Origin of the sequence: Spirillospora sp. NPDC049024 (assembly GCF_040649235.1) — a bacterium.
Lineage (GTDB): Bacteria > Actinomycetota > Actinomycetes > Streptosporangiales > Streptosporangiaceae > Spirillospora.
Window position 1 is genome coordinate 198,224 of record NZ_JBEZFD010000017.1, and the last position, 14,135, is coordinate 212,358.

Below are 14,135 nucleotides of genomic sequence, written 5' to 3' on the forward strand. Positions count from 1 at the left end.
GGAGGTCTCCGGGTCATTGTGGGGGGACGACCCCCCACTCCCCCCGGAAGAACCCGGGACGGAGGCCCCGGAAGGGATCCCGGACTGACCGGGACGGCGCGCGGAGGTTGTGGCCACTCGATCTCCCTGGATATGAGGGAACTGCCGGTGGCGCGCAGGTCCGCCCGCGCAGGGGCGGTGGTCCGCGAGGGACGATCAGGTACCGTAGCGCCGGTGCCGCGCGGCGTAGGAGCGCATGGCCCGGAGGAAGTCCACCTTCCGGAAGTCCGGCCAGTGGACCTCGCAGAAGTAGAACTCCGAGTGGGCGCTCTGCCAGAGCATGAAGCCGGAGAGACGCTGCTCTCCCGAGGTGCGGATGACCAGGTCCGGATCCGGCTGGCCGCGCGTGTAGAGATGCTCCGCGATGTGCTCCACGTCGAGGACCTCGGCGAGTTCCTCGATGCTGGTGCCACGACTCGCCTGCTCGATGAGCAGAGAGCGCACCGCATCAGCGATCTCACGCCTACCTCCATACCCAACGGCGACGTTCACAATCAGGCCGGGTGCGCCCGATGTGGCCTCTCCCGCATCTTTCAGGACGCGGGCCGTCTTATCGGGCAGGAGATCGAGGGCGCCGACGGGCTTGACGTGCCAGCCGTCCTCGGCGAGCTTGCGGACGGTGTTCTCGATGATCGCCAGTAGCGGTTCCAGCTCGGCGGCGGGCCGGTTGAGGTTGTCGGTCGACAGCAGCCACAGCGTGACGTGCTCGACGCCGGCCTCCGCGCTCCACTGGAGCAGCTCGGAGATCTTCTGGGCGCCGCGCTGGTGGCCGGTGTTGACGTCGGCCAGCCCCATCGACCTGGCCCAGCGCCGGTTGCCGTCGAGGATCACGCCGACGTGCCGGGGGGTGACCTCGGTGGGCAGCTCGGCCTCGACGCGCCGCTCGTACATCCGGTAGACGGCGTCGCGGACGGCCGCGTACGGGCCGCTGCGGCGAAGGGCGGAGACGAGCCGCCCGCCGCCCTCGGAGGGGCGCCGGCGCACGCCGTCCCTCCGCGCGCCGCGCGCCGACCTGGTGCGCGGCTCTCCCGTACGCCGAACCCGCATATGGGCTTCCCTTCGAGCGACCGACCCTGGCGGAAAGTCGCTCAATTATGGCCCGACGGCGACACTTCTCCCACCGTTCCCGTACGCCAGGCTAACGCGCGGGCCGGGCCAGGCGCGGTGGATGGCCTGCTCCGGCCCGGTCCGCCTCGGCGAGCAGATCGGCGAGAAAGCGCGCCAGCTCGGCCGAGGTGAGAACGGCGCGGACGCCGCGCCCGCCCGCGCCCCACGCCTCGACCACCGCGCGGCGCGCGACCCGCCACCGGCCCGCCGCCGACCGCTGGCGTCCGACCCACATCGAGGACGTGCGCAGCGAGCAGCGCAGCTCACCGGTGCTGACCACGTCGCCCCGGTCGCGGTAGCGGAACGCGAACAGCTCGGGCTCGCGGGCCGCGTCTGCGGGGGCGGGGTCGGGGAAGCGGTCGTCGGGGTCGGGCCAGCGTGCCGCCTGCGGGGACCCGTCGGCCCGGGCGGCGGCGACCCGGGCGGCGAGCCCGGCCAGGAAGTATCCGCACCGCTCCCCCACCGCCCCGAAGGGCTCGCCGTCGCGCCACAGCTCCAGCGTGATCTCGAACGGTGTGCCGCCGCGGTCGGTCGAGGCGACCGGGACCACCGCGAGGTCGGACCCGTCCAGGCAGCGCAGCCCCGGCATCCCCGCACCTCCCCGCCCGCGTCCGGCCCGCTCTCCAGGTACGTTAGGGGAGGTCGGCACCATGATCACACCCAGTGATCACCGAGATCGGGTAATGCCCGGCCGCTCCGGGCCGGCGGTCAGGCCTTGGGGCCGGCGGCGCGGGCGCGCTCGACGTGCTGCAGGGCGGTGCGCAGCTCCGACAGCCACTCGTCGGTGTTCTTGCCGACGAGCCTGACGCACCAGGCGAGCGCGTCGCTGCGGCTGCGGGCGACCCCGGCGTCCACGAGCGTGTCCAGTACGCGGCGCTCGGGCTGCCGCAGCCGCGTCATCACCGGCACCGACAGGGTGGTGAACATCTCCCGCTCGCCGCCGCACTCCACGCCCCAGGAAACCTTGCGCCCGAAGCGCTGCTCGGCCTCCCTGGCGATGGCGATCCGCCGGTCGCGGGTCTCGTCGCGGAAGCGCTGGACGTGCCCCGCGATGACGCCCGCGCGCTCGGCGCCGGCCGCCTCGGCCGCGGCGGCCGGGACGGGCAGGGTGCCGACGACCGCGACCTCCTCGCGGTCGACGACGACTTCGGGCGCGCCCTCGAACCACTCCTCGGGGAGCCGTCCGATGAACCAGCCGCGCAGCTGCTCCGCCGCTTCGCTCGTACTCATGTAATCAAAATTACAGGCCCTTCCGGGGCTGGTCCAGTCCCCACTTTGATTGACAACCACCTTCAAATGAGAGCTACTGTCATTTCATAGTGATTCTCATTTGAAGGTGGCAGCCATGACCGTGGGACACACCCGGCGCTGGTTGGGGCTGGGGGCGCTGGCGCTGAGCATGCTCGCGCTCGGGTTCGACATGACGATCCTCAACGTGGCGCTGACCACGCTGTCGGAGCGGCTGCACGCGAGCACCAGCGCGCTGCAGTGGATCGTGGACTCCTATCTGCTGGTGTTCGGGGCGCTGCTGCTCCCGGCCGGGCTGCTCGGCGACCGGTTCGGCCGCAAGCGGCTGCTGCTGGCCGGCCTCGCGGTCTTCGGCGCCGCCTCGCTCGCCGGTGCGTTCGCGGACGGCTCCGGCGGAGTCATCGCGGCCCGCGCGTTCATGGGCCTCGGCGCGGCGATCGTGACCCCGCTGTCGATGTCGATGCTGCCCGCGATCTTCCCCCCGCACGAGCGCACCCGCGCGGTCGCGGTCTGGTCCTCGGCGATGGCGCTCGGGCTGCCGCTCGGCCCGCTGCTCGGCGGCTGGCTCCTGGAGAACTTCCGGTGGGGCTCCATCTTCCTGGTCAACGTGCCGGTCGTGCTGGTCGGCGGCATCGCGGTGGCGCTGCTCCTGCCCGAGACGCGGGACCCGGCCGCGCCGCGGGTCGACGGGATCGGCGCGCTGCTGTCGATGGCAGGGGTCGTCGCACTCGTGTACGGGGTCATCGAGGCCCCCGTGCGGGGCTGGAGCGACGCGGTGGTGCTGCTCTCGCTCGCGCTCGCAGCCGTCCTGCTGGCCGGGTTCGTCCTGTGGGAGCGGCGCGCCGCCGAGCCCCTGCTGGACATGGCCCTCTTCCGCAACCCCGCCTTCACATGGGCGATGGTCGCCGCCGTCGCCGCGAACCTGATGATGGGCGGGGCGCTGTTCGTCCTGCCGCAGTACCTGGAGGCCGTCCAGGGCAACGACGTCCTCGGCACCGGCGTGCGGCTGATGCCGATGCTGCTCGGCCTGCTCGCCGGCGGGGTCGTCACCGACCGCGTCGCGCACCGCGCCGGGCACAAGCCGATCCTCGTCACCGGGCTGCTCGTGCTCGCGGCGGGCTTCGGGTGGGGCGCGCTCACCGGGGCGGGCGACGGCTACCCCGCCACCGTCCCGTGGCTGCTCGTCGTCGGCCTCGGCTGCGGGCTGACCATCGTCCCGGCGATGGACGCGGTCCTCGCCGCCCTGCCGCCCGCCCAGGCGGGGCGCGGCTCGGGCCTCGTGCAGACGCTGCGCCAGACGGGCGGGACGCTCGGCGTCGCCGGCCTCGGCAGCCTGCTGTCCGCGCTCTACCGGGACCGCGTCTCCACCGGCGGGCTGCCTCCCGACGCGGCCGGCGCGGCGCGCGACTCCATCGGCGGGGCGGTCGCCGTCGCCGGGCGGCTGGACGACGGGGGGCTGCTCGCCTCGGCCCGCGCCGCCTACGTCCACGGTATGGACGCGGTGTTCGCCGCTTGCGGCGCCGCCGCCCTCGCGGCGGCACTGCTCCTGTGGCTCTTCCAGCCCGCGCGGGGACGCGAGGATGCGGCCTCCGCCGCGGATGCAGGACAATCGGAGCATGAGCACGCCGTCCCGTGAGCACCCGATCGACCGGCTGGAGGACCGGCTCGCCCGGCTGCCGCTGCGGGAGCGCAAGAAGCTGCGGACCCGCAGGGCGATCCAGGACCACGCCCTCCGCCTCTTCAGCGAGCGGGGGTACGACGAGACGACCGTGGAGCAGATCGCCGCGGCGGCCGAGATCTCGCCGAGCACGTTCTTCCGCTACTTCCCCACCAAGGAGGACGTGGTCGTCACCGACGAGTACGACCCGATCATGGCGGAGGTCATGCGGGGCCAGCCGGCCGGGCTGTCCCCCATCGAGGCGCTGCGCGCCACGCTCCGCGAGCTGCTCCCGCTCATGTACGAAGCCGACCTGGACACGGTCAACGCCCGGATGCGGCTCACCTCCCGGGTCCCTTCGCTGCGCGCCCGCACGTTCGAGTCGATGCGCGAGGGCACCCACGCCATGCTGACCGAGGTCATCGGCCACCGCACGGGGCGGCGGCCCGACGACCCGGAGGTGGAGACCTTCACCTGGGCCGTCATCGGGGTGCTCCAGGCGGCCCTCTACCGGTGGATGGAAGGACGCGCGACGACCGAGGAGCTCCCCGGGCTCATCGACCACAACCTGGAGTTCCTCGGGCGCGGCTGCCCCCTGTGAGCCGGCGGCCCGCTGCGCGGGTCAGCGGGCCAGGGAGGCGGCCATTCGGGGGCTGACTCGGACGGCGCCGCGCATGTTGCGGGTGTAGACGTTCTGCACCTGCACCACGGTGCCGGTCCGCGGGGCCGCCAGCATCTTGCCCTGGCCCAGGTAGAGGGCGATGTGGGAGATGTAGCCGGGCGCGGTCGGGTCGTTGGCCCAGATGAGCATGTCGCCCGGCTCGGCCTTGCTGTAGGGGACGACCCAGCCGGCGCGGGCCTGGTCGGCGGCGACGCGCGGGAGCCGGATGCCCGCCCTGGCGAACGCGTACTGCATCAGGCCGGAGCAGTCGTAGCCGCCCTCGGCCTCGGACTCGCCGCCCCACACGTACGGCCAGCCGAGCCGCGTGTAGGCCGCCTTGATCACCGTGCGGACCTGGCTCGCCGTCATGACCTGGCCGCCCGCGACCGGCACGTTCCCGGCCCGCGGGAAGTCGATCTCCGGGTTGACCGCGACGGCCTTGGCGTGCTTAGGCAGCACCTTGCGCAGCTTCTTGATGAACGTCTTCGGCGCGGTCTTCGGGACGCTGATCAGCAGGGCGTTGCCGGTCGGCATCCCGAGGGCCTGCGCGGTGGTGTGCGAGATGACCGCGTCGACGTCGCTGATGCCCATCGTCGCGTACGCGCCCACCCGCAGCTGCGACTGGTGCTGCTTGCCGCCGACGGGCACCTGGCTGCCGAGCTTGACGCCGCCGTCGCTGCCCATCGTGAACGAGATGGCGACGTCGCCGGAGGCCACGTTGCGCCAGAGGGCGTCCGACTTGGCGGTCGGCTTCGGGGTGTAGTTGCGGAACGTGGACGGGTCGACGCCCATCAGGCCGACGCGCTTGCCCGCGACCATGCCCTGCACCGCGTCCACGACCTCGACGCCCTTCACGCCCTTGGCGCCGCGGATCTTCTGGACGAACTCCGGCGGGAGCGTGGAGGGGGCCGCCACGAGGACGTGCGGGGTGAGCCGCTTGCCGAGCGGCGCGACCGCGCCCGGCGACAGGCCGGTGCTGCCGGAGGCGGCGACGAAGCGGGCGCGCTGCTCGCCGCGCGGCCGGTCCGGCGGGCCGTCGTCGTGCGCGACGAGGACGGCGACGTTGGCCGCGAGCGTCGTCAGCACGGAGACGCCGATGATCGTCGGAAGGATCCGGCGGTTCGGCTTGCCCACTGGCACACTCCCTCGATGTCGCCTCGCGCCGGCTCCCTGACCGCGCACAGGACACGACTATGACTCAGATGGTCGGCCACCGTCCAGATACCCGGGGCGCCATCGGACAGCCTCGTCCGCTCGGCTTCATTGGGTCAGGCACGTTCCAGTTACTCAGTAGTAACAGCCTGCCCGGCTGAGATCAAGGTCACGTTGCCATAAAGTGGATCGTCAGTCCAATTGCCCACGTAGTTCGCGGTTCAGGTCCGCCTGGGTCGTGACGGGCAGCTGGCAGACGAACCCGCGGCAGACGTACGCCGCCGGCTCTCCCTCCACCAGTCCCCGCCCCTCCAGCAGGGGAACGCCCTCGGCGTCCGGCGGGCCCACGCTCACCACCGCGCCCGGCGCGACGGCCATGAGGGCCGTGCGGTGCAGCGCGCGGGTGCGCACGTCGTCCGGATCGCCGATCACCGCGATCTCGACCGGGCCCGCCGCGCGCGCCTCCGCGACCGCGAGGCCCCAGCCCGCGAACCGCGCGTGCTCGTCGGCGAGCGTGCCCGCCGGCGCCAGCGCGTCCTCCGCCGCCTGCCGGTGCCAGTCGGACCCGGTCAGCGCGGCGAACGACAGCAGCGCCCCGGCCGCCGCGAACTGCCCCGACGGCGTCGCGTTGTCGGTCGGGTCCTGGGGGCGCCGGAACAGCCGCTCGGCGTCGTCGGCCGTGTCGTAGAAGCCGCCGGACCCGTCGGCGAACCGTTCGAGGACGGTGTTCAGCAGCTCGCCGGCCAGCCGCACGTGGTGCGGGTCGCCGGTGACCGCGTGCAGGGCGAGCAGGCCCTCGGCCACGTCGGCGTAGTCCTCCAGGACGCCGGCGTTCGCCCCGGCCGCCCCGTCCTTGGACGTGCGCGCCAGCCGCCCGTCCCGGAGGTGGACCTCTCCCAGCAGCCGCACGACCTCCTCGGCCGCCAGAACGAGATCCGGCCGGTCGAACAGCGCGCCGCACTCGGCCAGCGCCGCGACGGCGAGCCCGTTCCACGCCGCCACCACCTTGTCGTCCCGCGCCGGAGGGATCCGCTGCGCGCGCGCCGCCAGCAGCGCGGTCCGCACGCGCTCGTACCGCTCGACGTCATCGGGGTCGCTCAGGAGTTGCAGGACGGACGCGCCGTGCTCGAACGTCCCGGTCACCTCGAACAGGCGCTCGGCGAACGCGCCGTCCTCGTCCCCGAGCACCTCCCGCAGCTGCTCGGGCGTCCACACGTAGTACTTGCCCTCGACGCCCTCGCTGTCGGCGTCCAGCGCCGAGGCGAGCCCGCCCTGGTCGGTGCGCAGGTCGCGCAGCATCCAGTCGCACGTCTCCAGGGCGACCCGCCGCGCGGACGGGTTCCCCGTCACCCGCCACCAGTGCGCGTAGACGCGCGCCAGCAGGGCGTTGTCGTAGAGCATCTTCTCGAAGTGCGGGACGACCCATCCCGCGTCGACCGAGTACCGCGCGAACCCGCCGCCGAGCTGGTCGTACATGCCCCCGCGCGCCATCGCCTCCAGCGTGCCGGACGCCATCGCCAGCGACTCCTCGTCGCCCGTGCGGGCGTGATGGCGCAGCAGGAACTCCAGGACCATCGACGGCGGGAACTTCGGGGCGCCCCCGAACCCGCCGCGCGCCGCGTCGTAGGAGCGCGCGAGCACCTTCACGGCGTGCGCGAGCACCCGGTCGCCGGGCGTCTCCGACCCGCCGAGACCGGACCCGCGCGAGGTCAGGGCGTCGACGACCTGCTGCCCCTGCCGGGCGACGTCGTCGCGCTGCTCCGCCCACGCCTTGTGGACGGCCTGCAGCAGCGCCCGGAACTGCGCTCGCGGGAAGTACGTCCCGCAGTAGAACGGGTGCCCCTCCGGAGTCATGAACACCGTCATCGGCCAGCCGCCCTGGCCCGTCATGGCCTGGGTCGCCTCCATGTAGACGGCGTCGATGTCCGGGCGCTCCTCCCGGTCGACCTTGACGTTCACGAACAGCTCGTTCATGGCCCGGGCCGTCTCGCCGTCCTCGAAGGACTCGTGGGCCATGACGTGGCACCAGTGGCAGGCGGCGTATCCGACGGAGAGCAGGACGGGGACGTCGCGCCGCCGTGCCTCGGCGAACGCCTCGTCGCTCCATTCCCACCACTCCACCGGGTTCCCGGCGTGCTGGAGCAGGTACGGGCTGGTCGCGTCCTTGAGCCGGTTCATGCCCCCGATCCTGCCCGATCCGGCCGCCGCCTCACTCCCCCCGCGCCCGCGCGGCGAGGCCGGCGAGCGCGGACTCGACGGCGCGGTGGAAGGTGGGGTAGGCGTAGATCATCTCGCGGAGGGCGGCGGTCGGGGTCTCGGTGTGGACCGCCACGGCCAGGAAGCCGAGGACCTCCCCGCCGGACGGGCCCGCCGCCGTGGCGCCGACCAGCGTGCCCCACTCGGTGTCCTCCACGAGCTTGATGAAGCCGTCGTTGCCGGCCTTGTGGATCCAGCCGCGGGTCGACTCGGGGATCGGCGCGACCGCCGTGCGGACGGGAAGGTTCTGGTCGCGGGCCTGGGCCTCGGTGAGGCCGACCGACGCGATCTCGGGATCGGTGAAGGTGACGCGGGGCACGGCGCGGTAGGCCGCGGGCGGCCCCTCCTCACCGAGGACGTCCCGGACGGCGACGGCCGCCTGGTACATGGAGACGTGCGTGAACGCGCCCATGCCGGTGATGTCGCCGATCGCCCACACGCCGTCGGCGGCGCGCATGCGGCCGTCCACGGCGATCCGGCGGGCGTTCTCGTCCAGGCCGACGGCGCCGAGGCCGAGCCCCTTCAGGTTGGGGCGGCGGCCGGTCGCGACGAGGAGGCGGTCGGCGGCGAGCTCCCCGTCGCCGAGCCGCATCGTGAACTCGGCTCCGTCGTGGGCGACGCGGGTGACGTTCACGCCGGTGCGCACACCGATGCCCTCGCGTTCGAAGACCTCGCGCAGCAGGGCGCTCGACTCCGGCTCGTCGTTGACGAGAAGGCGGTCCGCCGCCTCGACGATGGTGACGCGGCTGCCGAAGCGGGAGAAGACCTGCGCCATCTCCACGCCGACCACGCCGCCGCCGAGGACGAGGAGCGACTCGGGGGCCTCGGTGGCTTGGACGGCTTCGCGGTTCGTCCAGTAGGGCGTGTCCGCGAGACCGTCGACGGGCGGGGCCGTGGGCGAGGTGCCGGTGTTGAGCACGATGCCGCGGCGGGCGTGGAAGACCTGGCCGCCGACGGTGACCTCGTGGGGAGCGGTGATGCGGCCCTCGCCGCGCACCAGGCGCACGCCCTTGCCGGTGAGGCGGTCGGCGGCGGCCTTGTCGTCCCACGAGTCGGTCGCCTCGTCGCGGATCCGGGCGGCCACCGGCCCCCAGTCGGGCCGGACGGACGCCTCGCCCGCCATGCCGGGGACGCGCTCGGCCTCGGCGACCAGGCCCGCGGCGCGCACCATCATCTTCGTGGGGACGCAGGCGTAGTAGGGGCACTCCCCGCCGACCAGCCGCGACTCCACGCCGACGACCGAGAGGCCCGCCTCGGCGAGCCGCCCCGCGGCGTCCTCTCCCCCGGGCCCGAGACCGATCACCACGACATCGACTTCGTCAGTCATGCCCTGGGTCCTGCCCGGCATCCCGGCCGGTCAGACGGCGCGGCGGCAGCGGAATGCGGTCCAGGTCGTGGACCAGGGTGATGTCGCCGCCGAACGCGGCGGACGCCTCGGCCAGGAAGCGGTGCTCGTCGGCGGCGGGGTACCGCTCGGAGAAGTGGGTGAGGACGAGGCGCCGGACGCCCGCCTCCGCGGCCACCTCCCCGGCCTGGGCGGCGGTCAGGTGCCCGTACTCGGCGGCCAGCCCGGCGTCCTCGTGCAGGAACGTGGACTCGATGACGAGCATGTCCACCCCGTCGGCGAGTTCGCGGACGCCGTCGCAGAGCCGGGTGTCCATGACGAACGCGGCCTTCTGCCCGGGACGGGTCACGCTGCACTCGGCCAGCGTGACGGTGCGGCCGTCGGGCGTGGTGACCCGCCCGTCCTCCTGGAGGCGGCGGATCAGCGGCCCCCGGACGCCGCGCGCGACGAGCTCGTCCGGCAGCATCGTCACGCCGTCGGGCTCCTCCAGCCGGTACCCGTACGCCTCCACCGGGTGGGACAGCCGCCGTGCGACCAGGCTGAACGGGGCGTCGCCGGTGTCGAGCGCCATCCGCTCACCCGACACGGGGCGCTCGCGGACGACGTCGGTGTCCCGGAAGACGGCCGCGTTCCGCAGCCGCTCCCAGTAGAGCCGGCCGCTCGCCGGGAACGCCGCGTCCACCGGGTGCGCGACGCCGTCGCGGGCGATCCGCTGGACGATCCCCGGCACGCCGAGGCAGTGGTCGCCGTGGAAGTGCGTCACGCAGATCCAGTTCACGTCGTTCGCGGAGAGGCCCGCGTGCGTCATCTGCCGCTGCGTGCCCTCTCCCGGGTCGAACAGGACGCCCTGCCCGTCCCAGCGCAGCAGGTAGCCGTTGTGGTTGCGGGTCCTGGTGGGCACCGCGCTGGCGGAGCCGAGGACGGTGAGATCGCGCACGGACATCCCCCCATGGTGCCGGGCGATGGGGCGGACAAGCGCTTGGTTATTCTGTGCGCGATGCAGACGATCCTGGGAGGGCCCGTTGGCCGGTAGCAAACGCGACAAGATCAAGATGTCGCCCGAGGAAGTGGCGGACTACCTGGCCGCCAACTTCAAGGTGCAGGTCGCGACCGTGGGCAAGGACGGCGAGCCCCATCTGGTGACGATGTTCTACACGCTGTACGAGGGCAAGATCGCCTTCACCACGTACAAGTCGTCGCAGAAGGTGATCAACCTGCGCCGCGACCCCACCATGACGTGCCTGGTCGAGGACGGCGTCGAGTACGACCAGCTGCGCGGCGTCGCCCTGTACGGGCGGGGCCTCGTCATCGAGGACCCCGAGCCCCGGTCCAAGGTCGGCATGGTCGTCGGCTCCCGCATGGCGGGCCTGCCCGTCCCGAAGCTGGGCGAGCCGGTCGACCCGGTGATCGCCGAGGGCATCGAGCAGGCGCTGTCCAAGCGCGTCCTCATCGTCATGGAGCCCGACCGGATCGTCAGCTGGGACCACGGCAAGATCTAGAGCGCTCCGGGCCGGGCCGTCAGGCGGGGCGGATCAGTTCGGCGGCGCGGTCGAGGGCGGCGCGCTCGGCCGCGGCGTCGCCGCGGAGGCGGGCGGCGTCGGCGATGCGGACGAACATGGCGGCCTGCCCGGCGACCGCGTCCAGCCCGCGCAGGATCTCCAGGGCCTGGCCGAAGAAGTTGATGGCCGCGACGGGGCGGTGCGCGCGCAGGTGGGCCTCGCCGAGGCTCTCCAGCGCGCGGGCGCGGGCGCGCTCGTCGGGCTCCGGCAGGGCGGCGAACTCGTCCGGCAGCGGGCCGAGCAGCTCGATCGCGCGGTCGAGGTCGCCGCTGCCGATCAGCGCCCGGGCGAGGTCGTGGCGCGCCGCCAGGACCGTGTGGGCGTCCCCCTCGCGCTCGGCGAGGCGCAGGGCCTCCTCCAGCGTCTCGGCGGCCTCCGCCCAGCGTTCCCCCTCCAGCAGGGCCAGCCCCTCGGCCGCCATCTCGCCCTCACCGATGACGGCGCCGGCGAGATGGCGGTCGAGGGCACGGCGAGCCTCCGCGGGCGGGAGGCCGCGGTCGGCGTCATCGGAGTTCGCGCGCACACCGAGGGTCCTCCCCGGCGCGGCGGCATCCAACCGGCGCGGGGACCGGCGCAGGGCCGGGTCAGGCGTCGTCGTCGGAGGGCTTGGCCGCCGCCGCGGCCTTGGCCGCCTTCGCCGCCTCGGCCCGCTCCCACTCCTGCTGCCGGAGATCCGCCTCGCGGGGCGCCTGGATCTTCCTCATCTGCTTGCCCATCGAGCGGATCAGGAAGACCGTCGCGGCCAGCAGCACGAGGAACACCACGAAGCCGAGGACGCCGGGGGTGACCGTGTCGTCGTTCAGCGGCATGGCGTAGACGGCTGGCATCACAAGCACACCTTCTCCCGGACGCCGGCGAACAGGTCGTCCTCCGGCAGTTCCGTGTCGACCAGGGACCTGGCCAAATGGTAGTCCTCGGTCGGCCATGCCTCGCGCTGGACGTCGAGCGGGACGACGAACCAGAACCCGTTCGGGTCGATCTGCGTGGCGTGGGCGAGCAGGGCCTGGTCCCTGGTCTCGAAGTGGTCGGCGCAGGGGACGCGGGTGGTGACCTCCCACCTGGCGCGCTGGTCGCCCTCCTCCTCGAAGCGCTTCAGCCAGTCGCCGTAGGGCGACTCCAGGCCGGCCTTCTCCATCGCGGAGTGCAGGGCGAGGATGCGCTCCTTGCTGAAGGTCATGTGGTAGTAGAGCTTCAGCGGCTGCCAGGGGTCGCCGGCGTCGGGGTAGCGCTCCGGGTCGCCCGCGGCCTCGAACGCCTCCACCGACACCTCGTGGCACTTCACGTGGTCGGGGTGGGGGTAGCCGCCGTTCTCGTCGTAGGTGAGCATCACGTGCGGGCGGAACTCGCGGACCGCGCGCACCAGCGGCTCGGCGGCGGTCTCCAGCGGCTCCAGCGCGAAGCAGCCCTCCGGCAGCGGGGGCAGCGGGTCGCCCTCGGGGAAGCCGGAGTCGACGAACCCCAGCCAGCGCTGCCCGACGCCGAGGATCTCGCGGGCCCGCGCCATCTCCGCCTCGCGGACCTTGCCGATGTCGGCCTTGATCTCGGGCCGGTCCATCGCCGGGTTCAGGATGTCGCCGCGCTCGCCGCCGGTGCAGGTGACGACGAGGACCTCGACTCCTTCGGCGACGTAGCGGGCCATCGTGGCCGCGCCCTTGCTGGACTCGTCGTCGGGGTGCGCGTGCACCGCCATGAGCCGCAGGGGCTCGTCGCCGCCGCAGGGCCGTTCGAGCGCCGCACCGCCCATGGCGTCGGACGTACCGTCGATGACCTCGGACACTGGGGGTCTCCCTCTCCGGACTGTTGAGCGGGCCCCGGTTCGAGGCACGCGCCATGACAGACGAGAATGAATTGTCCCTGACAACGTCCGCACCCCGCACGAGGATTCCCGCCATGACGACGAGCGTGTCGAAAGCAGCGGCTCCGGCCGCGTCCCGGCGGAGCCGGCTCGGGCTGGTGGTCATCGGCCTCCTGGCGGCGCTGGGGGCGGCCGGCTTCGGCATCCTCGCCGCGCACACGGGGCAGACGCCGGGAATCGTGTCGCAGACGGTCACGTACAACATCACCGACACGTCGGTCGAGCTCAACTACACGGTGGCCAAGGGGAAGGGCGACGACGTGCGCTGCACGGTGGACGCCTACGACACCGCCTTCGCCGTGATCGCGCAGAAGGAGGTCTCCGTGCCGCCCGGGACGTCCAGCGTCAAGGGGACGGAGACGCTCCAGACGCCGCGGCGGGCCACCGGGGCGAGGATCCGCGACTGCCGCAGGGTCTGACCCGCCTGCCGCTGACGGCAGGCCTTTACGGCCGGTGAGTGGCGGGACACGATTGGCGGATTGCGGACGCCGAGTTCAGGGAACCTTTACCCGCACACACCGGATAGGCTTGAGGTTTCACCCAGCCGCACTTCATGTCGATGTGACGCCCGCCCGCGGGGGTGGACCGATCGCACCATGTGGATGAGGAGTACCCGTGACCGAGACCCGCGCTGACAACGTCACCTGGCTGACCCAGGAGGCGTACGACCGGCTCAAGGCTGAGCTGGACCACCTGTCGGGCCCGGGCCGCATCGAGATCGCTCAGAAGATCGAGGCGGCGCGGGAGGAGGGCGACCTGCGCGAGAACGGCGGCTACCACGCGGCCAAGGAGGAGCAGGGCAAGATCGAGGGCCGGATCCTCCAGCTCCAGGGCATCCTGGAGAACGCCCGCGTCGGCGAGGCGCCGCGCACCGAGGGCGTGGTCGGGCCGGGCATGACCGTCACGGTCTCGTTCGAGGGCGACGACGAGGAGGTGACGTTCCTGCTCGCCTCCCGCGAGGAGGTCGGCGCCCCCATCGACGTCTACTCGCCCAAGTCGCCGCTCGGTTCCGCGATCGACGGCAAGAAGGTCGGCGACAAGGCCACCTACAACCTCCCCAACGGCCGTTCCATGACCGTGGAGATCCTCGACGCCACCCCCTACGGCGGCGCGTAGCCGCCGGCTTCGGCACTGCGGAGGTGAAGACCGCCGGGCGGGTTCCGCCCGGCGGTCCTTGCTTGCGCGCCCCTCACCCCGGCGCCCGTCCCCGGGGCGCGCCGCCGCCCGGCGCCGCGCCGCCCGGCGCCGCGCCGCCC

The 14,135-nt window shown here is 73.1% G+C and carries 15 protein-coding genes; 5 read left to right on the top strand and 10 right to left on the bottom strand.

Annotation, left to right across the window (positions count from 1 at the left end):
• Nucleotides 1-195: 195 nt before the first annotated feature.
• The 3 genes from AB0C21_RS29240 to abmR all read right to left on the bottom strand — a co-directional run bounded on the left by AB0C21_RS29240 (nt 196) and on the right by abmR (nt 2,376).
• Nucleotides 196-1,086 (bottom strand): isoprenyl transferase, encoded by an 891-nt coding sequence (locus AB0C21_RS29240; protein WP_149260914.1) that lies wholly within the window; start codon nt 1,084-1,086, stop codon nt 196-198.
• 91 nt (nt 1,087-1,177) lie between these two features.
• Entirely contained in the window at nt 1,178-1,735 is a 558-nt protein-coding gene (locus AB0C21_RS29245; protein WP_500208512.1) for a hypothetical protein, read from the bottom strand.
• A 119-nt stretch (nt 1,736-1,854) separates the two neighbouring features.
• Complete coding sequence (gene abmR, locus AB0C21_RS29250) at nt 1,855-2,376, bottom strand: ATP-binding transcription factor AbmR (protein WP_149260916.1); 522 nt, start codon at nt 2,374-2,376, stop codon at nt 1,855-1,857.
• A gap of 115 nt (nt 2,377-2,491) precedes the next feature.
• Between abmR and AB0C21_RS29255 the strand changes: the two genes are divergently transcribed.
• Together AB0C21_RS29255 and AB0C21_RS29260 are read left to right on the top strand one after the other, a co-directional pair.
• Entirely contained in the window at nt 2,492-4,030 is a 1,539-nt protein-coding gene (locus tag AB0C21_RS29255; RefSeq protein WP_500208514.1) for a DHA2 family efflux MFS transporter permease subunit, read from the top strand.
• Nucleotides 4,011-4,652: an acyl-CoA-like ligand-binding transcription factor gene (locus tag AB0C21_RS29260; protein WP_500208516.1), complete on the top strand. Its 642-nt coding sequence runs from the start codon at nt 4,011-4,013 to the stop codon at nt 4,650-4,652. The genes AB0C21_RS29255 and AB0C21_RS29260 overlap by 20 nt, the downstream gene beginning before the upstream one ends.
• Before the next feature lie 21 nt (nt 4,653-4,673).
• Here AB0C21_RS29260 and AB0C21_RS29265 read toward each other — a convergent pair whose 3' ends face one another.
• The 4 genes from AB0C21_RS29265 to AB0C21_RS29280 all read right to left on the bottom strand — a co-directional run bounded on the left by AB0C21_RS29265 (nt 4,674) and on the right by AB0C21_RS29280 (nt 10,408).
• Nucleotides 4,674-5,846, bottom strand: a complete 1,173-nt coding sequence (locus AB0C21_RS29265; RefSeq protein WP_500208517.1) for a C40 family peptidase — start codon at nt 5,844-5,846, stop codon at nt 4,674-4,676.
• A 210-nt stretch (nt 5,847-6,056) separates the two neighbouring features.
• Nucleotides 6,057-8,042 (bottom strand): thioredoxin domain-containing protein, encoded by a 1,986-nt coding sequence (locus AB0C21_RS29270; RefSeq protein WP_500208519.1) that lies wholly within the window; start codon nt 8,040-8,042, stop codon nt 6,057-6,059.
• Between the two features lie 31 nt (nt 8,043-8,073).
• Nucleotides 8,074-9,447 (bottom strand): dihydrolipoyl dehydrogenase family protein, encoded by a 1,374-nt coding sequence (locus tag AB0C21_RS29275; protein ID WP_500208520.1) that lies wholly within the window; start codon nt 9,445-9,447, stop codon nt 8,074-8,076.
• A complete protein-coding gene (locus tag AB0C21_RS29280) occupies nt 9,440-10,408 on the bottom strand; it encodes a ribonuclease Z (protein WP_500208522.1) in 969 nt (322 codons plus the stop codon). Before AB0C21_RS29280 ends, AB0C21_RS29275 begins: the two co-directional genes overlap by 8 nt.
• 79 nt (nt 10,409-10,487) lie before the next feature.
• On the opposite strand from AB0C21_RS29280, the gene AB0C21_RS29285 reads away from it, so the two are divergent.
• Nucleotides 10,488-10,964, top strand: coding sequence for a pyridoxamine 5'-phosphate oxidase family protein (locus AB0C21_RS29285; RefSeq protein ID WP_500208523.1), 477 nt, complete (start codon nt 10,488-10,490; stop codon nt 10,962-10,964).
• Nucleotides 10,965-10,983: 19 nt separating this feature from the next.
• On the opposite strand, the gene AB0C21_RS29290 is transcribed toward AB0C21_RS29285, so the two are convergent.
• From AB0C21_RS29290 to mca, 3 genes are all read right to left on the bottom strand, one after another.
• On the bottom strand, nt 10,984-11,547 hold the full coding sequence (locus AB0C21_RS29290; protein ID WP_500208525.1) for a tetratricopeptide repeat protein: 564 nt from the start codon (nt 11,545-11,547) through the stop codon (nt 10,984-10,986).
• Between the two features lie 61 nt (nt 11,548-11,608).
• Nucleotides 11,609-11,851: a hypothetical protein gene (locus tag AB0C21_RS29295; RefSeq protein ID WP_500208526.1), complete on the bottom strand. Its 243-nt coding sequence runs from the start codon at nt 11,849-11,851 to the stop codon at nt 11,609-11,611.
• Complete coding sequence (gene mca, locus AB0C21_RS29300) at nt 11,851-12,768, bottom strand: mycothiol conjugate amidase Mca (RefSeq protein WP_500208534.1); 918 nt, start codon at nt 12,766-12,768, stop codon at nt 11,851-11,853. The genes AB0C21_RS29295 and mca overlap by 1 nt, the downstream gene beginning before the upstream one ends.
• 146 nt (nt 12,769-12,914) lie before the next feature.
• Between mca and AB0C21_RS29305 the strand changes: the two genes are divergently transcribed.
• The gene (locus AB0C21_RS29305) at nt 12,915-13,298 is read left to right on the top strand and encodes a DUF4307 domain-containing protein (protein ID WP_500208527.1); all 384 of its coding nucleotides are present in this window, start codon (nt 12,915-12,917) and stop codon (nt 13,296-13,298) included.
• A 196-nt stretch (nt 13,299-13,494) separates the two neighbouring features.
• The gene (greA, locus tag AB0C21_RS29310; RefSeq protein ID WP_149260927.1) at nt 13,495-13,995 is read left to right on the top strand and encodes a transcription elongation factor GreA; all 501 of its coding nucleotides are present in this window, start codon (nt 13,495-13,497) and stop codon (nt 13,993-13,995) included.
• Nucleotides 13,996-14,135: the final 140 nt, after the last annotated feature.